Source organism: Burkholderia sp. COPS (assembly GCF_019425585.1).
GTDB lineage: Bacteria > Pseudomonadota > Gammaproteobacteria > Burkholderiales > Burkholderiaceae > Burkholderia > Burkholderia cepacia.
This window is the reverse complement of sequence record NZ_WIXR01000040.1, coordinates 52,989-74,473: the sequence shown is the minus strand read 5'-3', so window position 1 is coordinate 74,473 and position 21,485 is coordinate 52,989. Positions and strand designations below refer to the sequence as shown.

Annotated in this window: 22 protein-coding genes; 8 read left to right on the top strand and 14 right to left on the bottom strand. The window is 69.1% G+C overall.

Translation table 11 applies throughout. The annotated features are described in order from the left end of the window. Positions 1-87 precede the first annotated feature (87 nt). The 8 genes from FOZ70_RS28895 to FOZ70_RS28860 form a co-directional block, all read right to left on the bottom strand. Positions 88-246 carry a hypothetical protein gene (locus tag FOZ70_RS28895; protein WP_021163661.1) on the bottom strand — a complete coding sequence of 53 codons (159 nt, stop codon included), beginning with the start codon at positions 244-246 and terminating at the stop codon, positions 88-90. A gap of 173 nt (positions 247-419) precedes the next feature. After that, positions 420-1,010, bottom strand: a complete 591-nt coding sequence (locus FOZ70_RS28890) for a nitrogen fixation protein NifQ (protein ID WP_219707371.1) — start codon at positions 1,008-1,010, stop codon at positions 420-422. 99 nt (positions 1,011-1,109) lie between these two features. Further along, positions 1,110-1,535 carry a TOBE domain-containing protein gene (locus FOZ70_RS28885; RefSeq protein WP_021163659.1) on the bottom strand — a complete coding sequence of 142 codons (426 nt, stop codon included), beginning with the start codon at positions 1,533-1,535 and terminating at the stop codon, positions 1,110-1,112. Positions 1,536-1,803: 268 nt separating this feature from the next. Continuing rightward, positions 1,804-3,339, bottom strand: coding sequence for an efflux transporter outer membrane subunit (locus tag FOZ70_RS28880; RefSeq protein WP_021163657.1), 1,536 nt, complete (start codon positions 3,337-3,339; stop codon positions 1,804-1,806). Continuing rightward, on the bottom strand, positions 3,336-4,313 hold the full coding sequence (locus tag FOZ70_RS28875; RefSeq protein ID WP_111998979.1) for an HlyD family secretion protein: 978 nt from the start codon (positions 4,311-4,313) through the stop codon (positions 3,336-3,338). Before FOZ70_RS28875 ends, FOZ70_RS28880 begins: the two co-directional genes overlap by 4 nt. A gap of 2 nt (positions 4,314-4,315) precedes the next feature. Further along, a complete protein-coding gene (locus tag FOZ70_RS28870; RefSeq protein WP_027792190.1) occupies positions 4,316-4,528 on the bottom strand; it encodes a DUF1656 domain-containing protein in 213 nt (70 codons plus the stop codon). A gap of 34 nt (positions 4,529-4,562) precedes the next feature. After that, positions 4,563-6,686, bottom strand: a complete 2,124-nt coding sequence (locus FOZ70_RS28865; RefSeq protein WP_059648510.1) for an FUSC family protein — start codon at positions 6,684-6,686, stop codon at positions 4,563-4,565. Then, positions 6,683-7,162 carry a MarR family transcriptional regulator gene (locus tag FOZ70_RS28860; protein ID WP_059648509.1) on the bottom strand — a complete coding sequence of 160 codons (480 nt, stop codon included), beginning with the start codon at positions 7,160-7,162 and terminating at the stop codon, positions 6,683-6,685. The genes FOZ70_RS28865 and FOZ70_RS28860 overlap by 4 nt, the downstream gene beginning before the upstream one ends. A 332-nt stretch (positions 7,163-7,494) precedes the next feature. On the opposite strand from FOZ70_RS28860, the gene FOZ70_RS28855 reads away from it, so the two are divergent. The 3 genes from FOZ70_RS28855 to FOZ70_RS28845 all read left to right on the top strand — a co-directional run bounded on the left by FOZ70_RS28855 (position 7,495) and on the right by FOZ70_RS28845 (position 9,385). Further along, positions 7,495-8,355 (top strand): MaoC family dehydratase N-terminal domain-containing protein, encoded by an 861-nt coding sequence (locus FOZ70_RS28855; RefSeq protein WP_059487864.1) that lies wholly within the window; start codon positions 7,495-7,497, stop codon positions 8,353-8,355. Between the two features lie 213 nt (positions 8,356-8,568). Next, positions 8,569-8,856, top strand: coding sequence for a DUF1330 domain-containing protein (locus tag FOZ70_RS28850; protein WP_021160733.1), 288 nt, complete (start codon positions 8,569-8,571; stop codon positions 8,854-8,856). Positions 8,857-8,914: 58 nt separating this feature from the next. After that, positions 8,915-9,385: a hypothetical protein gene (locus FOZ70_RS28845; protein WP_131723255.1), complete on the top strand. Its 471-nt coding sequence runs from the start codon at positions 8,915-8,917 to the stop codon at positions 9,383-9,385. A 33-nt stretch (positions 9,386-9,418) separates the two neighbouring features. Here the strand turns inward: FOZ70_RS28845 and FOZ70_RS28840 are convergent, their stop codons facing one another. From FOZ70_RS28840 to FOZ70_RS28825, 4 genes are all read right to left on the bottom strand, one after another. Continuing rightward, complete coding sequence (locus FOZ70_RS28840) at positions 9,419-11,119, bottom strand: dihydroxyacetone kinase family protein (RefSeq protein ID WP_219707361.1); 1,701 nt, start codon at positions 11,117-11,119, stop codon at positions 9,419-9,421. Positions 11,120-11,367: 248 nt separating this feature from the next. Continuing rightward, positions 11,368-12,510, bottom strand: a complete 1,143-nt coding sequence (locus tag FOZ70_RS28835; protein ID WP_258025758.1) for a sigma 54-interacting transcriptional regulator — start codon at positions 12,508-12,510, stop codon at positions 11,368-11,370. Further along, the gene (locus FOZ70_RS28830) at positions 12,465-13,811 is read right to left on the bottom strand and encodes an acyl-CoA dehydrogenase family protein (RefSeq protein ID WP_224051666.1); all 1,347 of its coding nucleotides are present in this window, start codon (positions 13,809-13,811) and stop codon (positions 12,465-12,467) included. Before FOZ70_RS28830 ends, FOZ70_RS28835 begins: the two co-directional genes overlap by 46 nt. Positions 13,812-13,929: 118 nt before the next feature. Next, positions 13,930-14,118: a hypothetical protein gene (locus tag FOZ70_RS28825; RefSeq protein ID WP_219707360.1), complete on the bottom strand. Its 189-nt coding sequence runs from the start codon at positions 14,116-14,118 to the stop codon at positions 13,930-13,932. Between the two features lie 48 nt (positions 14,119-14,166). Between FOZ70_RS28825 and msuE the strand changes: the two genes are divergently transcribed. The 4 genes from msuE (at position 14,167) to FOZ70_RS28805 (ending at position 18,816) form a co-directional block, all read left to right on the top strand. Next, the gene (msuE, locus tag FOZ70_RS28820) at positions 14,167-14,727 is read left to right on the top strand and encodes an FMN reductase (RefSeq protein ID WP_042975766.1); all 561 of its coding nucleotides are present in this window, start codon (positions 14,167-14,169) and stop codon (positions 14,725-14,727) included. 36 nt (positions 14,728-14,763) lie between these two features. After that, entirely contained in the window at positions 14,764-15,867 is a 1,104-nt protein-coding gene (gene sfnG / locus FOZ70_RS28815; RefSeq protein WP_060276723.1) for a dimethylsulfone monooxygenase SfnG, read from the top strand. Between the two features lie 174 nt (positions 15,868-16,041). Further along, complete coding sequence (locus FOZ70_RS28810; RefSeq protein WP_059620454.1) at positions 16,042-17,271, top strand: SfnB family sulfur acquisition oxidoreductase; 1,230 nt, start codon at positions 16,042-16,044, stop codon at positions 17,269-17,271. Positions 17,272-17,367: 96 nt separating this feature from the next. Next, on the top strand, positions 17,368-18,816 hold the full coding sequence (locus FOZ70_RS28805) for an APC family permease (protein ID WP_060126003.1): 1,449 nt from the start codon (positions 17,368-17,370) through the stop codon (positions 18,814-18,816). Between the two features lie 107 nt (positions 18,817-18,923). On the opposite strand, the gene FOZ70_RS28800 is transcribed toward FOZ70_RS28805, so the two are convergent. Beyond that, positions 18,924-19,571, bottom strand: coding sequence for a LysE family translocator (locus FOZ70_RS28800; protein WP_021160723.1), 648 nt, complete (start codon positions 19,569-19,571; stop codon positions 18,924-18,926). A 110-nt stretch (positions 19,572-19,681) separates the two neighbouring features. Here FOZ70_RS28800 and FOZ70_RS28795 point away from each other — a divergent pair, with 110 nt between their 5' ends. Beyond that, positions 19,682-20,533 carry a LysR substrate-binding domain-containing protein gene (locus FOZ70_RS28795; protein ID WP_219707359.1) on the top strand — a complete coding sequence of 284 codons (852 nt, stop codon included), beginning with the start codon at positions 19,682-19,684 and terminating at the stop codon, positions 20,531-20,533. A gap of 28 nt (positions 20,534-20,561) precedes the next feature. Here FOZ70_RS28795 and FOZ70_RS28790 read toward each other — a convergent pair whose 3' ends face one another. Next, entirely contained in the window at positions 20,562-21,452 is an 891-nt protein-coding gene (locus FOZ70_RS28790; protein WP_219707358.1) for a LysR substrate-binding domain-containing protein, read from the bottom strand. Positions 21,453-21,485: the final 33 nt, after the last annotated feature.

The following is a 21,485-nucleotide window of genomic DNA, read 5'->3' as shown; positions in this document are numbered from 1 at the left end:
GATCGACCGGGGCGGCAATCTGTCCGGATCGATCGGTGCGTCAACCCTGCCGCGTCAGGCTTCGCGCTTGGGCCGGTGCACGTGCGGTCAACCGGTCGTTTGTTCGGGAATGCCCGCTGCTGGCACGTCGTCGAAAAGCGTGCGGAAGTTCGCGAGCCGGAAGCGGCGACTGAACCAACTCGTCGCCGCATTGGATTTGCGGTACGGATGGAATTCCGGCAACGGGGCGCGGCGCTCGATGTGCATCCAGCCGCGAGCCGCGGTCGTGGCAGGTTTCAGCGAACCCCGGTTTTGCGTAGAAGCGAGAGGCGGCTTCGAAGCCGCACGATGGCAGGCTGGGCGGCCGCAACGCCGGCCAACGCGGATGCTTCGGATGGCGATGCGACGAATCGAATCGGCAGCACGGGCTAAGGTGGCGACTATCGCGCTTGAGGAAAGCAGACGCCGAAATCCTCGCAGCCCGGGCACCCTGGCGCGGGGCCGGACGCCACATCGAGCGATGCGGCCACTTCCTGCGCGAGAAATTTTTTCCAGCGCAGGTGAGTGACGTTGCGTGCGGCAAGCGCGGGGAAATAGCGATCGAGCATCGCGGATACCGCGTCGCGCCCGTCGAGCCCGAGATCGCGCCACAGATGATCGGGGCGCAGGCAGGCGTGCGCGATGATCGACGCGAGACAACTGGCGTCGTCGCGGTCGACGGCGGGATTCGCGTCGTCCATCAGCCGCGCGTGCAGCGTCGCGACGAACGCGGCGTGAGTGGATGGCAGCAGTGCTATCGCGGCCGTCGGCACGAGCGCCGCGGCGTCGGCCGCAGGCAGGCGCGGAAACTGCCGCGCCAGCACGGCGGCCAGTTGCGGATGAGACAGGCCGAGCAGCCCGAGTTCGTCGCGGCGCGCACGTGCCGCGACGAGCGTGCCGAACAGGCGTGCGTCGGGCGTGTCGGCGTTTGCGGCTGCGGACAGCAGCGATTGCAGCGCCCGTTGTCGAGCGTCATCGAACGCGGCGGTCATCGTAGGCATCGGCGCAACAGCCGCACGGTGCGATCCGCATGATCCGCACGAATGCGCGGTGCCGAACGGATCGCCATCGCCATCACGATCGTCACGCGTTCACTCGACGCCGACGATCACGCTCGATGCCTTGAAGATCGCGGACGCAGCCGTGCCGCTCGCGAGGCCGAGGCGATCGACGCTGTCGTTGGTGACGATCGCGACGATCTCGGCGCCGCCCGCGGCCTTGACCACGACTTCCGAATTGACCGCGCCTTTCGTGACCGACGATACGGTGCCTGCGACGCAGTTGCGGGCCGATACCTTGCTGCTGTCGACGTCGACCATCACGATGACCGAAGACGCCTTCACGAGTGCGAACGCCTTCGAGCCGGCCGCGAGGCCCAGCGAAGCCGCGCTGCCGTGGGTGATCACGGCGACGATGTCGAGGCCGTCCTGCGTCCGGAGCGTGATTTCGTCGTTGACGGCACCGGCCTTGACGGCGCTGACCTGGCCGGCGAAATGGTTGCGGGCGCTGGTTCGCATGATGGATCTCCGGAAAATGAACCGCCCGGCGGGCGGCGAGTAAAAGACAGGAAAAGCGCGGACGAGTTTACCTTCAATGCCGGCCCATTGCGGCTCGGGTTTGCGATGCCCGGCATTCCGGTTGCGCACGGTCGCGCGGCTGCCCGGGGTGCCATTCGTCGGACGCTTCCGGCGAGCCCAGGCTGGCCGCGCGCGCGTCACCCGGCAAGTCGATCAGCGGATGGCGTGCGTAGCGCGGCAAGCGCGCTTCCCGTTCTTCACCGGCAGGTTACTCGGCTGCGGTCACGGCGGCCGAGGCCGCCGATGCACCGCTTGCGGGTGCCGGCTTCGGCGTCTGTTTCGATATCTGTTTCGACGCGTCGGATGCGGATGCCGCATCGTCATCCCATCCGCCGCCGAGCGCGAGGAAAAGCCGCACCTGGTCGGCCGCGACCTGGCCTTCGGCTGCCGCCACCTGCGCCTGCACGCTCGTCAGCGTGCGCGTCGCGTCGAGGTCGGAGATGAACGACTCGCGGCCGGCCATATAGAGACGATGCGTTTCGTCGGCGGAACTGCGTGCCGATTCATAAGCCGTGCGCAGCGCTTCCGTGCGCTGCACGTCGGCCGCGTAGGTTGCGAGGCTCGACTGCGTCTCGCGCAGCGCGTTCAGCACGACACCGTCGAAGTGCGCGAGCGCGCCGCCCGTCGCGGCTTCGGCTTCGCGCACTCGCGCACGCTGGCCGTTGACGGGGAACGACCAGCTGATCAGCGGGCCGAACGACCAGCGATTCGTGTTGGACGAGAACAGGTCGGCGGCGACACCGACCGAGCCGGCCGACGCACCGATGCTGATCGACGGGTACAGCGCGGCGGTCGCCACCCCGATGCGCGCGGTCGCGGCGGCGAGTTGCCGCTCGGCTTCGCGCACGTCCGGGCGGCGGCGCAGCAGCGCGGCGCCGTCGCCGATCGGAATCGGCTGGCGCAGCTTCGGCAGGCGCTCGCATTCGGCGACGGCCTTCGGCAGGTCGGCCGGCGAGCGCGCGAGCAGCGCGGCGAGCTGGTATTGCGCGACCTTGCGGCGGCCTTCGAAGCGCGGGATGTCGGCGGCGAGGGTGCGCACCTGCGTCACGCCGCGCGTCACGTCGGTCTGGTTGCCGCGCCCGGCATCGCGCAGCCGCTGCGACAGCGCGACGCGCTGCTTCTGCAGCGCGAGCGACTGCTTCGCGATGGCCAGCTCGTCGCCGGCCGAGCACGATTCGACGTACGCGCGCACGACGTCGGCGACGACCGTGATGCGCGCCAGGTCGCCGGCGGCCCTGACGGCCTCGCTGTCCGCGCGCGCGGCTTCGACACCGCGCCGCAGCTTGCCGAAGAGGTCGATCTCGTACGACACATTGATGCCGACCGCGCCTTCGTTGACGACCGGCAGCTTGTTCTCGAGCAGATATTGCTCGGCCGATTCCTGCGCGCGCTGCACGGCGGCTTCCGCGCCGCCCGAGAAGCCGCCCTGCTGGCTCGCGACTTCCAGCGCCGCGCGCGAGCGCGCGAGGTTGGCCGCGGCGACGCGCAGGTCGGTGTTCGACTTCAGTGCATCGCGCACGAGCGCGTTGAGCACGGGATCGTCGTAGAGCTGCCACCAGTTGCCGGGCACGGCGTCGCGCGACACGAGCGTGCCGTTCGCGTCGTCGAGCGCGTGGTTCGCGAGCGGCGCATTCACGTACGCCTGCTGCGGCAGCGTGTAATCGGGGCCGACGGACTTGCACGCGCCGAGTGCCAGCGCAAGCGGTGCGAGCGTCGCGGCGAGGCGCAGACCATGCCGCTTCATTGCGATGCTCCTGCTGCGCCGGCGGCCGCGGCGGAAGCCGTCGAACCCGGCGCGACGGCCGACGCCGTGCCGGCGCCTGCAGGTTTCACGTTGTCGTTGCGACGCGTGTCGGCCTCGCGCATCGAGACGGTCGCGGTGCGGCCCGCGATCATGCGGAAATCGTCGGGCACTTCGTCGAGCACGACGCGCACCGGCACGCGTTGCGCGAGCCGCACCCAGCTGAATGCCGGGTTCACGTTCGGCAGCAGGTTCGCACCCTGCGTGCGGTCGCGATCCTCGATCGCGGCGACGATGCTCTGCACGTGGCCGCGCAGCGTATGCGGTTCGCCCATCACGATGATGTCGACCGGCTGGCCGATATGGATGCCGCGCAGCTTGGTTTCCTCGAAGTAGCCGTCGACGCGGAATGAATTGCGGTCGACGACCGACAGCACCGCGCGGCCGGCCGGCACGTATTCGCCGACGCGCGGTGCGCGGTCGTTCAGGTAGCCGTCTACGGGACTGACGATCGTCGTGCGCTGGAGGTTCAGCTTCGCGGTGTCGAGCGACACCTGCGCATCGGCGACGGCGGCTTCACCCTGTTCGACGCGCGTGCGGCTTTCCTCGACCTGTTCGCTCGCGACCAGGTTGCCGAGCTGCAGGTTGCGCGCGTATTCGCGCTTCGCCTGGGCGAGCGTCGCGCGGCGCTGGGCGAGCGTGGCTTCGGCGAGGCGTTCCGCAAGCGTGTAGCGGGCCTGGTCGATCACGAACAGCACCTGGCCGCGCTTGACCTCCTGGTTGTCGGCGACCTGCACCGACGTGATGAGGCCTGCCACGTCCGGCGCGACCTGGATCACGTCGGCGCGCACGTGACCGTCGCGGGTCCACGGCGAGAACATGTAGTAGTTGACGATGCGCCACAGCACGACGGCGGCCACGACGACGACGATCAGGGTAAGCAGGATTTGCCCTGCCGAGAGCCAGGTTTTTTTCACGGTTAGCTAGCCACGAGATGGTGGGAAACGATCACGACGGCGGCAAACACGAACACGTAGATGCCGAGGTCGAAGATCGAACGGTGCCAGACGAGGCGGTAGAAGCCGACGCGCTCGAGCACGGCGCGCACGACGATGTTGATCAGGTAGGCGATCAGCATCAGCACGAGCGGGGCCGGCACGAATACGCCGAAGATGTCGATTTCGCCGATCATGGTCGCGGTCGGAAAGACGGATGGGAAAGCGGGATCATGCGCGTGCTCCGTCGGGTGCCTGCGGCGGCTGCCCCGCCGCGGCCGGATACAGCGACAGGCGCAGGCCGACGAGCGCGTGCAGCGTGTCGCGCAGCCGGCGATGCGTGGCGGGCGTGGCCGGCGCAGCGCCGTGTTCCGCCGGCGTGGCGCCCGGCAGGTTGCGGCCCGCGACGCGCTGCAGCGCGTCGTCGATCGTCGCGAGCAGCGCGGGCGGTGCCGGCTGGCGCGCGTTCGCGGCCGCGCAGCGTGCGTAGTGGTCGGTGACGCCGGCCAGCACGCGGTCGATCGCGTCGGGCACGTCGCCTGACAGCCGGCGGCGCGAGCGGCGCAGGTCGAGCGCATTCAGTGCGATGCGCAGGTCGCGGAAGCTTTCGATCGACGGATGACGGTGGTCGTCGGACGCGCCGAGGCGCGGCAGCAGCTGCGTGACGCGGTCGAGCATCCGTGACGCGTGATTGCGCTGGTCGTCGAGCGGCTGCGTCGACGCGGAGCGCACGACGTCTTCCCAGCCCGAGCGCAGCAGGCGCCGCACCGCGAGCTCGGCGCCGAACGGCCGCGTCGCACGCGTCCACACATACGCGAACAGCAGCCCGGCGACGCCCGCGAGGTTGCTGTTCAGGAACACGAAGAAATCGGCGTCGTACGCACCCTGGATGCTGATGAAGGTGGCGGTGTTCACGGCGACGAGCATCGTCACCATGTTGAACTGCGGGCGCGGCAGCAGCGTGCCGATCAGGATGAACGGGCCCGCGAACATCACGACGAGCATCGCGAAATCGTGCACGTGCGGCAGCACGACGAACAGGTACAGGCCCGCGAACACGACGCTCGCGGTCGTCGCGAGGAAGAACTTGAACACCAGCGGCGCCGGCTCGTCGAGCGCGGCGAAGAAGCTGCACGACACGGCCACGAGCGTGACGGCCGCGGCGCCGTCGTGCCACCCGGACGCGATCCACAGCCAGCTCGCGAACACGATCGCGGCGGCGACGGTCAGCGTCGAGAACAGCATCATCCCGCGATCGAAGAAGCGCTCGGTGCCGCCGAGCCGCCAGTGCCGGTAGCGCGGCTGCCAGACGCCCGATTCGTTGCCGATCAGCGCGCGCAGCGAGCGGCAGTCCTGCCAGATGTCGATGACCTGGCGCAGCCGCCACAGCGCATTCGACAGCAGCGCGCCGTCCCAGCTCGCGAGCGCGTCGTCGGCCGGCTGCAGCGCGGCAATGCGTTCGCGCAGGCGCTCCGCGACCGGGTCGTCGGTCATGTCGCCGTCGTTGCCGGCCTTGACGGCCGGCAACGGTGCGTCGAACCATTTCGCGGCATCGGCAAGCAGGTCGTCCAGCCCGGCCGGCCGGATATGCAGGTCGCGCATCAGCGCAATCAACGGATCGGCGAGCGACGACATCAGCGGCAGGAACAGCTGCATCCGGCCCGCGAGCGCCTGCGCACGCGCGAGGATGCGCGGATGCGCATGGTCGTAGCTCAGCTGGCTCAGCAGGAATTCGAGGCCCGTGATGGTTGCCGCGAGTCGTTGCCGGCACGCGGACAGCGCCTTGCCGGCAATGTGCCCGGACAGCGTCTCGCGGCCGTAGAACGCGGCGTCCTTGAACCACGCATCGGTGCGCTCGATCAGCGTCGGCGCGAGCCGGTTCGGGAAGATGGCGCTGCCGACCACGCTCGCGCAGACGATGCCGAGCACGATCTCCTCGGTACGCGCGATCGCGACGTCGAACACGGTGGACGGATCGGTCACGGTCGGCAACGCGACGAGCGGCATCGTATAGCCGGCGAGCATGAACACATAGCTGCGCGCGGTGCGGTCGGAGATCGCGAGATAGAGCAGCGTGCCGCACCAGGTGGCGACGATGATCGCGAACAGCAGCGGCGTCTCGACGAACGGCGGCACGAAGAAGATCGCGGCAGCCGCGCCGAGCGCGGTGCCGAGCGCGCGATACAGCGCCTTCGAGCGTGTCGCGCCGACGAACGGGTTCGACACGATGTAGACGCTCGCCATCGCCCAGTACGGGCGCGGCAACTGGAAATACAGGCCGAGGTAGAGCGCCAGCATCGACGCGGCGAACGTCTTGCCCGAGAACAGCCAGTCGCGAAGGCTCGGATAGGTCATGACGTGGCGTTGCCGGTGCGGGATGCGCGCGCGGCGGGCGTGGGCGATTCGGATGCATTGAATGCGTCGAGCACGCGCAGCGTCGCTTCGAGATCGGCGCGCGTGACCCCCTTGAGCACCTGCGCACGCAGCACGCGCAGGTCTTCCTCCATCTTCGCGGTGACCGCGCGGCCGGCGGCCGTCAGCGAGATCGTCTTCGCGCGGCGATCGTGCGGATCCTCGTCGCGGCGCGCAAGGCCGGCCGCGCACAGCTGGTCGAGCAGGCGCACGAGCGACGGCCCTTCAATGCCGACGTATTCGGCGAGCGTGCCTTGCCGCACGCCCTCGCCGAGGCGCCCGGCGATCAGCAGCGGGGTCGCGCAGGCCTCGGACACGTTGTACGCGTTCAGTACGCCGTCGCTGGTGCGGCGCCACTTGCGCGCGGACAGCACGAGCAGGCTGCTGACGGCGAGGCGGAGGTCGTGCAGATTGGTCATGGGCGAGATGATAGGGGCAAAATAATTCGATAGCAAACTATCGTTTTTGTCGCCCGTATGACACGTCGTGGCCGGCCCGTCTGAAGCAATTTAGGCGGCGTGCCGGCGGTGGTCAAGCCGCAAGGATGTCGGCCCGGCCCGCGCGCGGCGACCGCGAGCGAATGATCAGACGAAATCCGTCCGGCGCGGCCACGGGGAGGAGAAGGCGGGACAGGCGGGTTCGAAGCCGGGAATCGGGAAGGGAATCGGGAAGGGTTCGGGAAATCCGGCTTCGCGAAACGGTGCGCGGCGTGCATATTGAAGCCGTTGCAAGCCTCCCGGAGATTCCGCACGTGTCCACCCCATCCTCGCAGCCCTCCGCCCCGGCGTCGCTCGACGCGTGGCTCGGCAAGACCGAAACGCTCGGCGACGACATCACCGCGTTCCCGCTGAACGCGCTGGCCGCCACGCTCGACCGCCCGTCGCCCGGCGACGTCGTGCCGCCGATGTGGCACTGGCTCTATTTCCTGCCTGTCGCGCCGCTGGCCGAAGTCGGCCCCGACGGCCACCCGAAGCGCGGCGCCTTCCTGCCGCCCGTGCCGCTGCCGCGCCGCATGTGGGCCGGCGGCCGCCTGACGTTCCATGCGCCGCTGCGCACCGGACGGCGCGCGATACGCGAATCGACGATCGTGAACCTCGAGGACAAGACGGGCCGCAGCGGCCGGCTCGTCTTCGTGACGGTGCAGCACCGGATCGAGTGCGACGGCGTGCTGTGCGTCGAGGAGGAGCACGACATCGTCTATCGCGATGCGCCGCAGCCGGGCGCACCCGCGCCGAAGCCGATCGCGGCGCCGGCAGGCGACGCGTGGTCGCGCACGGTCACGGCCGACGCGGTGCTGCTGTTCCGCTATTCGGCGCTGACCTTCAACGGCCACCGCATCCACTACGACCGCAGCTACGTGACGCAGGAGGAAGGTTATCCGGGGCTCGTCGTGCACGGCCCGCTGATCGCGACGCTGCTCGTCGATCTCGTGCGGCGCGAACGGCCCGATGCCGTGCTCGCGAGCTTTGCGTTCCGCGCGGTGCGCCCGACGTTCGACGGGGAGCCGTTCACGCTGTGCGGCAAGCCGTCGGACGACGGCAAGACGATCGAGCTGTGGGCGAAGGATCGCGACGGCTGGCTGACGATGCAGGCCACCGCGACCGTTGCGTGACGGGCGCCGTTCGGTTCGTCCGCGACGCGGCAGGAGCCGAACGCGGACGACCGGTGGTGCCCGCCGCAACTGCTCGGGCGGGCATGCGGGCAGGCCCCGGCGCTTGTCGCGAAACCGCTGTAAGCTGCGAGCAGGCCGCGTGCCGTCGTGCCGGACGGTGCGGCGCGCGGCCGGCCTTTCCACCTTCCACGCATCGCATCAGGAGCACGTATCTTGGCCACCTACATTGTGTTTACACGTGAAAGCACGCAGGACCAGCACGAACTCGACGTCTACCAGAGCAAGGTCGGCGCGACGCTCGCCGGGCATCCGGTCAAGGTGCTCGCCGCTTACGGCCCGCAGGAAACACTGGAGGGCGAAGGACCGGAAGGTGTCGTGATCGTCGAGTTTCCGTCGAAGGAAGCCGCGCACGCGTGGTATCACGGCCCCGAATACCAGGACGTCGTCCAGCATCGTTTCAAGGGCGCGCGCTATCGCGCCGTGCTGGTCGAGGGCGTCTGAACGACCCGCATCGGGCGCTTCCGGCGGCGCGCTGCGACGCCGGACGCCCGGCACGCCCATGAACACATCGAACCCCGCCACTGCGACCGTCCGACCGCCGATGGGCCGCGCCACGACCGTGCTGCTCGCGATCAGCGTCGTGCTCTATCTGGTCGCCATGTTCACCGCGCCGTTCCGCACGGGCGCACCCGATCCGCATCCATGGGCCGACGGCTGGCAGGTGCTGCTGACCGGCTGGATGGGCCTTTTCTTCGGCATCTTCGCGTGGCTCGCGAACCCGCTCGTGTTCGCGGCCTGGTGGCTGATCGCGAAGCGCCGGCGCACGCAGGCGCTCGCGCTGGCCGGGCTCGCGCTGCTGTTCGGGTTGAGCTTCCTGACGCAGCATCGGATCGTCGTCAACGAAGCCGGCGGGGTCGAGCCGGTTCATCTCGATGCAATCGGCTACTGGTGCTGGCTCGCGGGTTTCGGTGCGGCCGCAATCGGCGCCGCGCTGTTGCCGGGGCGAACCGGGACGCGCGCGGCAGGTTGATGCGGGCCGCCCGCATCAACCTGCCGCCGCCGCTTATCGCACGTGCGGCTGCAATGCGCGCAACCAGTACGACACCGCCACCGCACCGCCATCCGGCGAGCCGATCGCGCGCTCGCCGAGATAACTCGCACGCCCCGCGCGCGGCGTCATCTGCGCGGTTTCCTGGGCACCGTGCTCGGCGGCTTCGACTGCCGCCGCCCATGCGCCCGCGGGATCGCGATCGTTGTCGAGCGCCCGTTCGAATGCCGCGACGGCCGGCACCAGCGCATCGAGCATCGTCCGGTCGCCGGCGTGCGCGCCGCCCAGTTCGCTGATCGAATCCACCGCGCCGTGGAACGCCGCAGCCCAGTCGCGTGCCGACGGCTCGGCGACATCGGCCAGCCGGCGGGATGCGCGCAGCAGCGCGGTCGCATAAAACGGCCCCGAGCTGCCGGCGATGGCGCGGCGCAACGCGGCGCCGAGCGCCGCGAGTACGCCGGCCGGCGAGCCGTATGCGGTTTCCGGCAGCGCGAGGATCGCCTGTGCGGCGCGCAGCATGCTCGCACCGAGATCGCCGTCGCCGGCGGCCGCATCGAGGTCCGTCAGCGTCTGCTCATGATCGATCAGCGTCTGCGCGACCGCGTGCAGTGCCGGTTGCAGGCGCGCGGCCCACGCGCGGCCGGTCGCATCGAGCGGCGGCAGCGGCGCTTCTTGCGCAGCGGCCGCGGCCACGCGGATCTGCGTATTCACCGCGCCGCCGCCCGGCCATGCGCGCGCCTGCGTCGGCGCGTCGAGCAGCACCGCGCGTTCGTCGTTCAGCCGCAGCACGGAAATCGAGCAGCCGGGCATGTTCAATGCCGACAGGAACGTGCCGGCCCACGCGCGTGAGACGACGATGCCGCGCCGCGTCAGGTTGTCGTGCGCGGCGCGCAGCACGATGGCGAGTTCCATGTCCGGCGTCGCGCCGAGGCCGTTGACGAACAGCGCGACGCGTTCGCCACGGTCGAGCACGAGATCGGCGACGATGCTCGACAGCAGCGTGTCGGCCAGCGCATCGGCCGGCAGCGGCGCGCGGCGTTCGACGCCTTTCTCGCCGTGGATGCCGAGGCCGAGTTCGATCTCGTGATCGCCAAGGCTGAAGCCCGACTTGTCGGCGCCGGGGATCGTGCAGCCGTCGAGCGCGACGCCCATCGTGCCCAGCTCGGCCGCCGCGTCGCGCGCGATGGCCGCGACGCGTGCGAGCGGCAGCCCGCGCGCGGCAGCCGCGCCGGCGAGCTTGTGGATCAGCACGGTGCCGGCGATCCCGCGCCGCTGGCCGCGCTCGACGCGGCCGCGCAGCGAGACGTCGTCGGCGACGATCACCGTCTCGACCGGAATGCCTTCCGCACGCGCGAGCTCGGCGGCGAGCCCGAAATTGAGCCGGTCGCCCGTGTAGTTCTTCACGATCAGCAGTGCGCCGTTCGGGCCCGCGCTGGCGCGGATCGCGGCGAGCACCGCGTCGGTGGACGGCGACGTGAACACTTCGCCGCAGACGGTCGCGCTCAGCATCCCTTCGCCGACATAACCGCCGTGCGCGGGCTCGTGGCCGCTGCCGCCGCCGGAGAGGACGGCGACGGGGCGCTGCGCCGGCTCGGGCAGCGGCTGGCGGACGAGCACGTGCTCGTCGCCGAGGATCGCGACATGCGGCGACTGTCGCGCGATGCCTTCCAGCATTTCTCGGACGACATCGGACGGGCGGTTGACAAGCTTTTTCATGGCGACGGGTTCCGGACGGGTGAACGAGACACGGCCGGGCCCGCACGGGCGCCGGACGGCCTTTCGTGTTGCGGAGGATCGTGCGTGCGCCCTGTCGCCGGGCCCGGGCGGTCATGCAACGGACGACCGGATGCGGGAGGGGAACGAGGCGCGCGCCTCGCGCCACGATACATCAGGTTCGGACCCTGCCGCACGGATCGCGGCGCGAAACGCGCCGGAGCGGGGTGGCGGCGTGCTCCCATGCGCGGCTACTTCATTGCCGCGATCTCCTTCGCGCGAATCAGCCTGGCGCGCAGCACGTTGCGGCTGATGCCGAGCAGCCGTGCGGCCTGGATCTGGTTGCGGTGGCTGAAATCGAACGCAACGCGCATCACGGTGTCCTCGATGCGCTCGAACAGGTTGCCGTGATCCTCGTCGAACAGCGCACGCAGCGCGCGTTCGAGTGCAGCCTGCGCGCCGGTTGCCGGGTCGGGTTCCTGCGCCTGTGCATGCTCGGCGGCGGCCGTCACGTCGGGCGCCGCGAGATGCAGGTCGGCCTCCTGCAGTGCGTCGTGGCGGCTCACGAGCAGCGCGTGATGGATCACGTTCTCGAGTTCGCGGATATTGCCGGGCCAGCCGTATGCCTGGAGCCGGCGCTCGGCGCGCGGGTCGATGCTGCGCGGCCCGTAGCCGAGGCGGCTCCGGTAGTCGTCGAAGAAGTGGCGGGCGAGCGGCAGGATGTCGCCGGGGCGTTCGCGCAACGTCGGCACCGCGAGCTGCACGACGTTGAGCCGGTAGAACAGGTCGCCGCGAAACTGCCCGTGCGCGACGGCCTGCTGCAGATCGACGTTGGTCGCGGCAACCACGCGCACGTCGATCGGCACGCCCGTGCGCGAGCCGAGCCGCACGACCTCGCGCTCCTGCAGCACGCGCAGCAGCTTGACCTGCATCGACAGCGGCAGGTCGCCGATCTCGTCGAGAAACAGCGTGCCGCCGTTCGCGGCTTCGAACCAGCCGGGCTTCGCGCTGAACGCGCCCGTAAACGCGCCCTTCTCGTGGCCGAACAGTTCGCTCTCGACGAGCGTCTCGGAGAAGGCGCCGCAGTTCACCGCGACGAACGGCCCGTTGCTGCGGCGACTGAGGCCGTGCACGTGCCGCGCGATCAGTTCCTTGCCGGTGCCGGTCTCGCCGACGATCAGCACGTTCGCGTCGCTCGGCGCGACCAGGCGAATCCGTTCGAGCAGCGCGACCGAGCGCGGATCGACGAACACCTGCGCGCGGGCGCGAATGGACGTCGCCAGCGCGGGCCGGTCGGGCAGCGTGAGGACGGGCGCGGCGTCGGGCCACGTATCGGAAGGGGAGCGGTTCACGAGTAGAAGCCCGGCGTCGGCCAGGTTCGCTTGAGCGCCCATTCGCCGATCTCGCGAATCTTGTACGCGAGCGGATCGTGGAGCGTATGGGTGCGCAGGTTGCGCCAGTGCCGGTCGAGCCGCAGCGCGCCATGCGTCGCGCGCGCGCCGGCGACGTCGAACATGCGCGTGCAGAGATCGAGCCCGGTGCGGGTGGCCGACACCTTTGCAGCGGCCGTGGCGAGCGCGACCTCGCCGCGCTCCGCATGCGTGAGCGCCGCATCGCGCGCCCACGCGGCGTCGAGGCGATCCGCCGCGCGGTCGGCGAGCACGCGCGCGGCTTCGAGCCCGACCCAGAATTCGCCGTACTGGCCGAGGATGTACGGATCGTCGCCGGTGCTCGCGACCTGTGCGCCGGGCCACGGCCGCGCTTCGTGCAGCGTGTAGTGCCGCGCGTCGCCGAACGCGGCTTCGGCGATGCCGAGATACACGTTCGTCAGCACGAGCTGCGCGACGAGCGGGCGCAGGCACGCGAACGGCGTCGACAGCGGGCCCGGGTCGGTCAGCAGTTCGTGTTCCTCGACGCGCACTTTCTCGAACGTGACCGTGCCGCTGTCGGTCTGTCGCTGGCCGATGTTGTTCCAGTCGTCGGCGATCGAGATGCCGCTGCGCTGCGTCGGCACGGCCGCGATCAGGAACGCGCGCGTCTGCGCGTCGTGCGCGGACGCGATCAGCATCTGCGAATCGAGCGCCCCCGAACAAAAACTCTTCTGGCCGCTGAATTCGTGCCATGCGCCGCGCGAACGGCTGACCGTGCGTTCGTCGAGCGGATTCAGCGCATTGCCCCAGAACCACTGCTGGCGCGCGGTTCGCTCGAACCACGATTCCCACTGCGCGGGCGTGCCGAACAGCCGCACGGTCGCGAGCATCAGGTGATGGAAGCCGAACACGTGCGCGAGCGAACTGTCGGCGGCCGCGAGCACGCGGACCGCGTCGAACGTCGTGCGCCAGCTTGCGCCGAGGCCGCCGTAGGCGGCGGGGATGCTCAACGCGAGGAGGCCGCTGTCGCGCAACTGGTCGCGCTCGGCCTTCGGCGTGCCGCCCTGCTGGTCGCGTTCGGCCGCAGTTCGTGCAAAGCCGGCCGCCAGGCGCCCGGCGGTTTGCAGCGCATCGGGAGGGGCCGGTTCGTCGCGGGACGGCGCGACGACGCGCAGGCTTTCCGCGCGGGGCGATACGGAAATGGATGTCATGGCGATGAATGCGTCGGGTCGCTGCACGAAAACGGCCAGGCTGCATCGGGCGTTGCCGACCGGGTGCTGCGTGATCAGCAGAGTGTTCAACGTTTTGCGCAACGCGGGAAACATCGATTTCTGATAACCAATGCCGGATTGCTGCGCTGGACGCCGCGCGCCTGCCGGAATCCGTGCGGAAGCGGAAAAATGCGTCCGCCGCACACCGCGCTGCTGATTACGCAGCAGTGCATCAGCAGCGCTGTTTCCCCCCGTTCATCGTGCTGCGGAATATGGTTGTGATGCCGTGGCTGGCACGCTTATCAACGTGTGCCGATCGGCGGGAGTGCCGCGACAGGCCGTCGATCGCGATGCATTTCGTCATGCAGACGATCGTTTTTTCATCGCCTTCGTCGAAATGGCACGCTCCTTGCTGACCCATGTCGTGGCGGGTGCATCGGCACCCGATTCGACAATGGGAATGCAACCGATGAGCAATGCAATCAACGTGGTCGCGATATCGGGGGGCCTGCAACGGCCGTCGCGCACGCTGGCGCTGACCGATGCGATCGTCGCGGCACTCGGCGCCGCGCTGCCGATCGACACGCGGCTGATCGAACTCGGCGAGATCGGCAGCCGGCTGGCCGGCGCGCTGACGCGCGCGCAGGTGCCGGCCGACCTCGACGCGCAGATCCGTGCGATCGAGACGGCCGATGCGCTCGTCGTCGCGAGCCCCGTGTATCGCGCGTCGTACACGGGCCTCTTCAAGCACCTGTTCGACCTTGTGCATCACGAGGCGCTGGTCGACGTACCCGTGCTGCTCGCCGCCACCGGCGGCAGCGAGCGTCATGCGCTCGTGATCGACCATCAGCTCCGGCCGCTGTTCAGCTTCTTCCAGGCACGCACGCTGCCGATCGGCGTGTATGCGTCCGAAAGCGATTTCGACCAGTACCAGATCGCGAGCCCGGCGCTGCGTGCGCGCATCGCGCTCGCCGTCGATCGCGCGGTGCCGCAGCTGCGCCCGCATGCGCTTTCCGTCGCGGCCGCCTAGGCCGCCTGCGTTTTCCCTCCCGACCAGGACATACTCATGAGCCATACCGACCCTTCCGCCGACGGCGTCAAGTTCGCCTACTGGGTGCCGAACGTCAGCGGCGGCCTCGTCGTCAGCACGATCGAGCAACGCACCGACTGGAGCCTCGAATACAACCAGCAGCTCGCGCGCACGGCCGAGGCGGCCGGCTTCGAGTACGCGCTGAGCCAGATCCGCTTCACCGCCGGCTACGGCGCCGAATACCAGCACGAGTCGGTGTCGTTCAGCCAGGCGCTGCTGCATGCGACGACGAAGCTCAAGGTGCTCGCCGCGATCCTGCCGGGGCCGTGGCACCCGGCCGTGGTCGCGAAGCAGCTCGCGACGATCGACCACATCTCGAACGGACGCATCGCAATCAACGTCGTGAGCGGCTGGTTCAAGGGCGAATTCACCGCGATCGGCGAGCCGTGGCTCGAGCACGACGAACGCTACCGGCGCTCGAAGGAATTCATCCAGGCGCTGAAAGGCATCTGGACGCAGGACAACTTCACGTTCAAGGGTGATTTCTACCGCTTCAACGACTACACGCTGAGCCCGAAGCCGGTGCAGAAGCCGCATCCGGAGATCTTCCAGGGCGGCAGCTCGCGCGCGGCGCGCGACAACGCGGCGAGCGTGTCGGACTGGTATTTCACGAACGGCAATACGCCGGAGAACCTGAAGGCGCAGATCGACGACATCCGAGCGAAGGCGGCGGCGAACAACCATCGCGTGCGCATCGGCGTCAACGCGTTCGTGATCGCGCGCGATACGGAAGAAGAGGCGCGGGCCGTGCTCGACGACATCATCCGGCACGCGCACGTCGAGGCCGTGCATGCGTTCGGCGATGCGGTGAAGCAGGCCGGCAAGGCGTCGCCGGAGGGGGAGGGCAACTGGGCGAAATCGACGTTCGAGGATCTCGTGCAGTACAACGACGGCTTCCGCACGAACCTGATCGGTACGCCGCAGCAGATCGCCGAACGGATCGTCGCGCTGAAGGCGATCGGCGTCGATCTCGTGCTCGCGGGGTTCCTGCATTTCATCGAGGAGGTCGAGTACTTCGGCCGGCGCGTGCTGCCGCTCGTGCGCGAACTCGAGGCGCGACGGCAGGCGGTTGCCGCGTGACGCGGGGGCCGGTGCGCGGCGGGCACGAACGCGTGCCGCGCGCCGGCCGATCGAAGGGGCGACACCGGCGGTTCTCGCCGGTCGACCCGGTTTGACGTTTCGGATATCGAAACAGGAGGTCGGCGGATGCTTCCCGGCGCCGCCGGCCGGTTCATGAGCTTTGCCGGAATCGACATGTCTACGGAAATCATCGAAGAAAACGTGCAACCGCAAGCGGGCGCCACGCCCGTTCCCGTCATCGGCTCGGATGCCGAGGCGCTCGACGTCGCGCGTCAGGTCGCGGCACGGCTGGCCGAGCACGCCGCGTTGCGCGACCGCGAGCGGAAGCTGCCGTTCGACGAGATCGAACTGTTCTCGTCGAGCGGGCTGTGGGGCATCACCGTGCCGCGCGAATACGGCGGCGCGGAGGTGTCGAACGTCACGCTCGCGGAAGTGATCGCGATCGTTTCAGAGGCGGACCCGTCGCTCGGCCAGATCCCGCAGAACCACTATTGCCTGATCGAGGACATCCGCCTCGAAGGCAGCGATGCGCAGAAGCGCTTCTTCTTCGATCTCGTCCTGAAGGGCACGCGCTACGGGAACGCGTTTTCCGAAGCCGGCGGCAAGAACGTGCTCGATATCCGGACGCGCGTGCATCGCGACGGCGACGCGTTCGTGCTGAACGGCCGCAAGTTCTATTCGACCGGCACGCTGTTCGCGCACTGGATTCCGGTACTCGCGCTCGACGAGTCGGACCAGGCCGTGCTCGCCTTCGTGCGGCAGGGGGCGCCGGGGCTGACCGTCGTGGATGACTGGAGCGGCTTCGGGCAGCGTACGACCGCGAGCGGCACCGTGATCGTCGAGAACGTGCGTGTGAGCCCGTTCGAAATCTTCCACACGCAGCGTTCGTACGATCGCCCGACCTTCGCGGGCCCGTTCGCGCAGATCACGACCGCCGCGATCGACCTCGGGATCGCGCGCGCCGCGCTGCAGGACACGATCGCGTTCGTGCAGCAGCATGCGCGCCCGTGGATCGACAGCGGCGTCGAGCGCGCGAGCGAGGACCCGCTGACGGTCGCGCAGATCGGCGACATCGCGTACCGCGTGCACGCGGCCGAAGCGCTGCTCGCGCGCTCAGGCCGCTTCGTCGACGCGGCGAAGCACGAGCCGGGCGAGGAAACGGTTGCGCAGGCCGCGATCGCGGTGGGCGAGGCGAAGATCGCGACGACCGAGGTGGCGCTGCTTGCCGCGAGCAAGCTGTTCGAGCTCGGCGGCAGCAAGTCGACGCTGGCGAAATACAACTTCGACCGCCACTGGCGCAACGCGCGCGTGCATACGCTGCACGACCCGGTGCGCTGGAAGTATCACGCGATCGGCAACTACTACCTCAACGGTGTGAAGCCCGCGCGCCATTCCTGGAACTGACCGGCTCGCGCCGGCCGCCGTCACCCCTTCACCCTCACCACTACCGCCGCGGACAGCACGCACGCGGCGCCGCTTCATTCCTGACGAGGTCAATCGATGAGTCATCCAGCAAGCCCCGCGCAGGCACTGCCCGCGCAGCATGCCGTACCGCCGGCGGGCGGCCTGCGGCGCAACTACCTGAGCCTGCCCGAACTGATTGCGCAGTCGATCGGCCTCGTCGGCGTGTCCGGCGGGATCGGCGTGCTGATCCCCGCCGTCTTCGCGACGGCCGGCAACGGCACGTGGCTCGCGTACCTGTTCGCGATCGTCGCGCTGCTGTTTGCGTCGTGGAGCATCTCGGTGTTCGCGCGCGATTCGGCGTCGCCGGGGGCGTTGTATGCATACGTGTCGGCCGGCATCGGGCCGGTCTGGGGCGCGATCTGCGGCTGGTCGCTGCTGATTGCCTATGCGGTGGCCGCCGCGGGCATCCTGCAGGGGACGATCAACACGTTTCTCGTGCTGGGCCGCGAGACCGGGCTGCTCGGCGGCGCGACGCCGCTCGGCGCCGTGCTCGGGCTCACGGTCGTCACCGCGTTCGCCGCGTGGTACATCGCGTTTCGCGACATCCGGCTGTCCACGCGGTTCACGCTGTTCGTCGAACTCGCGACGCTGCTGCTGATCGCCGTCGTCGTGATCGGCACGATCGCGTTCGGCGGGCATCCGGTCGATCGCGCGCAACTGACGCTCGAAGGCGTGAAGCCGACCCAGCTGCAGCTCGGGATGGTGCTCGCGTTCTTCAGCTTCACGGGGTTCGAGAGTGCAACCGTGCTCGGCGCGGAAGCGCGCGACCCGTTCCGCGCGATTCCGCGCGCGGTGCTGATCAGCGTCGTCGGGCCGGCGATCCTGTTCGTGATCGGCGCGTACGGGATGGTGAGCGCGTTCCACGGGCAGACGCCGCCGCTCGACCGGGTCGACGGCCCGCTCGCGGTGCTCGCGCATCGGCTCGGCGCCGGCTGGGTCGGCGTGCTGATCGACGCAGGCGTGGCGTTGAGCTTCTTCGCGGCGTTCTTTTCGTCGATCAATGCGGCGGCGCGGATCGTCTATACGTTCGGGCGGCAGGGCATGCTGCATGCGTCGACGGGCCACGCACACGAGCGCAATGCGACGCCGCACGTCGCGGTGGCGCTGATCGCGGTGCTGGCGCTGGTCACCGCGCTGGTATTCACCGCGCGCGGCACCGCGCTACTCGACTCGTATGGCTATCTCAGCTCGATTGCCACCTATGGCTGGCTGCTTGCATACGTGCTGGTGGCGATCGGCGCGCCGCTCTATCTGCGCCGCCAGCGCCGGCTTCGCGCGCGGCATGTGGCGATCAGCGTCGTTGCGGTCGTGCTGCTCGCGATTCCGCTGGCCGGCAGCGTGTATCCGGTGCCGGAGGGCGTGTATGCGTGGCTGCCTTATGTGTTCGTCGCGCTGCTGGCGATCGGGCTCGGGTGGTTCCTGGTGCTGCGCGTCCGCTTTCCGGAGAGGCTGCGCGAGCTGGAGGCCGAGTTGCTGACGAAGTGACGGGGGGCGTCGTTGGCCGGTTCGGCGTCTTCGGCGCATGCCTGGCGCGACGACCGGCCGGCGACGCGCCGGGCTCGCCGATTCCATTTCATGAGCACGCGCGGACGTCACGCCACACCCGCCATCCTCGACGCATCGACCACCATCTGCACGCCGAGCCCGCCGAGGATGAGCCCCATCGCCCAGCGCTGGGCGAGCAGCAGCGTCGGGCGCCCGTGCAGGAACTTCGCGATGCTGCTGGAACAGATCGCCACCGTCCCGTTCGCGCAGGCGAATGCAGCGATCAGCAGCGAACCGAGAAACAGCGACTGGCCGAGCACGCTGCCGTTCCGGTAGTCGATGAACTGCGGCAGCAACGAAATGAACAGCATCGCGAGCTTCGGGTTCAGCACGCTGGTCGTCGCGCCCATCGCGAGCAGCCGCAGCGGCCGCTCGCTGGGCAACGCCCGCACCTCGAACGGCGAACGGCCGCCGGGCCTGACGGCCTGCCATGCGAGATACAACAGGTACGCCGCACCGACCACGGCCAGCCCGCTGCCCGCATAGGGCACGCTCATGAACAGCGTGGTGATGCCGAACGCCGCGCCGAACATGTAGAACAGGTACCCGATCATCACGCCGCCGAGTGAAATGAGCCCCGCCGTGCGGCCCTGCGCGATCGAGCGCGACATCACGTAGACCATGTTCGGCCCGGGCGTGACCGCGAGCATGCCGCCGATGACGAGAAACCCGTAGAGCGATCCGGACGTATGCATGTCTGACGATTCCTGCAACGAGTGAGTGCTGACGGGAGTCATTGTCCGATCGTGGAGGCGAACAGTAAAACGGGATAAACTGAATTGATTGATCAGTTTTTCTGAATACGATGAAAAAGCTCGACCTCGATGTGCTCGCGATGGTGGTGGCCGTCGCCGAATCCGGATCGTTCGCTCAGGGCGCGCAGGCCGTGCACCGTTCGCCGTCGGCGGTGAGCATGCAGATCAAGGCGCTCGAAGACGCGCTCGGCAAGCCGCTCTTCATCCGCGACACGCGCAACGTGACGCCGACCGGCGAAGGCACGATGCTTGCCGAATACGGCCGCCGGATGCTGGCGATGCGCGACGAGGCCTGGGCGTCGGTCGTGCGCCCGGAGATTCGCGGCCGCGTGACGATCGGCGTGCCCGACGACTACATTTCGTCGCTGCTGCCGCAGGTGCTCGGCAAGTTCGCCGCGATGCATCCGCGTGTGGAAGTGCGCGTGATCGGCCAGCCGAGCAGCGCGCTCGTGCCGATGCTCAAGGACAACACGGTCGACCTCGCGTGCCTCACGCGGATCAAGGGCGTGACCGGCGAGCTGATCCGGCTCGAACCGCTCGTGTGGGTCGGGTCGCCGAAGCGCAACGTATGGGAGGAGCGGCCGCTGCCGGTGGCCTTTTTCACGCACGGCGGCAGCATGGCGCGCGATCACGCGGTCAAGGCGCTGAACCGACGGAAGATCCCGTACCGGATGTCCTACGAGAGCCCGAGCCACCTCGGCCTCCTCAGCATGGTGGAGGCCGGGCTCGCGGTCGCGCCGCTGGCGCGCTGCTGCATTCCCGATCATCTCGTGCAGCTGTCGGAAAGCCACGGGCTGCCGTCGCTGGGCGAACTCGAGGTCGTGCTCGCGCGCAGCGCGCAGTCCGCGCGCCCGCCGTGCGACTATCTGGCCGAGCAGATTCTCGGCGAATGGCGTACCTGAACGCGGGCAGTCCGCCGGCGGCCCTGTTTCAGCATGACTTCAGCAGCCATTCGCGGAACGCGACGAGCGACGGCAGCGTCTCGTTCCCCGGCGGATAGACGAGGTAGTAGCTGCGCTGGCTGGTGATCGCGTCGCCGATCGACACGAGTTCGTTGCGGCCCAGCTCGTCTTCCACCAGCACTTTCGGCACCAGCCCGATCCCCATCCCGGCCCGCACGGCCTGGATCAGGTGCGACGTCAGCTCGAAGCTCGGGCCGATGCGCATCTGCCGATGGTCGAGCCGATAGTGCGAAAACCACTCGGCCCACGCCTGCTGGTTGCTCGTCACGCCGAGCAGCGTCTGTTTCGCGGCCCACGCCGGCGAACGCGCGTCGGCCTTGCGGCGGCTGCCGGTGTCCGGCGCCGCGATCGCGATCAGGAACTCGTTGTACAACCGGTGCGCGTGCAGGCCCGGCCAGTCGCCCGCGCCGACGGTGATGGCCGCATCGAGGTCGTCGTTGAGGAAATCGATGGCGCCGATCCGCGAATGGAGGTGCACGGTCACGCCCGGATGCGCGGTGTAGAAGTCGTGCAGGTGCGGCAACAGCCATTTCGAGCCGAACGTCGGCAAGGTGGCGAGCCGCAGCGTGCCGGCGCCCGCCTGGTGGGACATCGCCTGCAGCGTCGCGCCGCGGATGCGCCCCAGTGCGCCGCTCAGCTCGGCGAAGTAGCGGCGCCCGACCTCGGTCAGCTTCACGGAGCGGCCCTCGCGCCGGAACAGCGGCACGCCGAGCTGATCCTCGAGCGTCTGGACTTGCCGGCTGATCGCGCTCTGGCTCAGCGACAGCTCCTCGGCCGCGCGCGTGTAGCTTTCATGCCGCGCGGCGGCCTCGAACACGAGCAGCAGCGACATGGACGGGGTGAGGCGACGGTAATTCATGAGTTTTATGCACTATTTGCCGGGTGAGAATTC

Coding starts and splice junctions, on each gene's coding strand:
- FOZ70_RS28790 (WP_219707358.1), bottom strand. CDS start 21,452: ATGAATTACCGTCGCCTCACCCCGTCCATGTCGCTGCTGCTCGTGTTC.
- FOZ70_RS28795 (WP_219707359.1), top strand. CDS start 19,682: ATGAAAAAGCTCGACCTCGATGTGCTCGCGATGGTGGTGGCCGTCGCC.
- FOZ70_RS28810 (WP_059620454.1), top strand. CDS start 16,042: ATGTCTACGGAAATCATCGAAGAAAACGTGCAACCGCAAGCGGGCGCC.
- FOZ70_RS28890 (WP_219707371.1), bottom strand. CDS start 1,010: ATGACCGCCGCGTTCGATGACGCTCGACAACGGGCGCTGCAATCGCTG.
- FOZ70_RS28825 (WP_219707360.1), bottom strand. CDS start 14,118: ATGGGTCAGCAAGGAGCGTGCCATTTCGACGAAGGCGATGAAAAAACG.
- FOZ70_RS28865 (WP_059648510.1), bottom strand. CDS start 6,686: ATGACCTATCCGAGCCTTCGCGACTGGCTGTTCTCGGGCAAGACGTTC.
- FOZ70_RS28835 (WP_258025758.1), bottom strand. CDS start 12,510: ATGGGCGCTCAAGCGAACCTGGCCGACGCCGGGCTTCTACTCGTGAAC.
- FOZ70_RS28800 (WP_021160723.1), bottom strand. CDS start 19,571: ATGCATACGTCCGGATCGCTCTACGGGTTTCTCGTCATCGGCGGCATG.
- FOZ70_RS28845 (WP_131723255.1), top strand. CDS start 8,915: ATGAACACATCGAACCCCGCCACTGCGACCGTCCGACCGCCGATGGGC.
- FOZ70_RS28830 (WP_224051666.1), bottom strand. CDS start 13,811: ATGTTTCCCGCGTTGCGCAAAACGTTGAACACTCTGCTGATCACGCAG.
- sfnG (WP_060276723.1), top strand. CDS start 14,764: ATGAGCCATACCGACCCTTCCGCCGACGGCGTCAAGTTCGCCTACTGG.
- FOZ70_RS28895 (WP_021163661.1), bottom strand. CDS start 246: ATGCACATCGAGCGCCGCGCCCCGTTGCCGGAATTCCATCCGTACCGC.
- FOZ70_RS28880 (WP_021163657.1), bottom strand. CDS start 3,339: ATGAAGCGGCATGGTCTGCGCCTCGCCGCGACGCTCGCACCGCTTGCG.
- FOZ70_RS28840 (WP_219707361.1), bottom strand. CDS start 11,119: ATGAAAAAGCTTGTCAACCGCCCGTCCGATGTCGTCCGAGAAATGCTG.
- FOZ70_RS28885 (WP_021163659.1), bottom strand. CDS start 1,535: ATGCGAACCAGCGCCCGCAACCATTTCGCCGGCCAGGTCAGCGCCGTC.
- msuE (WP_042975766.1), top strand. CDS start 14,167: ATGAGCAATGCAATCAACGTGGTCGCGATATCGGGGGGCCTGCAACGG.
- FOZ70_RS28805 (WP_060126003.1), top strand. CDS start 17,368: ATGAGTCATCCAGCAAGCCCCGCGCAGGCACTGCCCGCGCAGCATGCC.
- FOZ70_RS28860 (WP_059648509.1), bottom strand. CDS start 7,162: ATGACCAATCTGCACGACCTCCGCCTCGCCGTCAGCAGCCTGCTCGTG.
- FOZ70_RS28870 (WP_027792190.1), bottom strand. CDS start 4,528: ATGATCGGCGAAATCGACATCTTCGGCGTATTCGTGCCGGCCCCGCTC.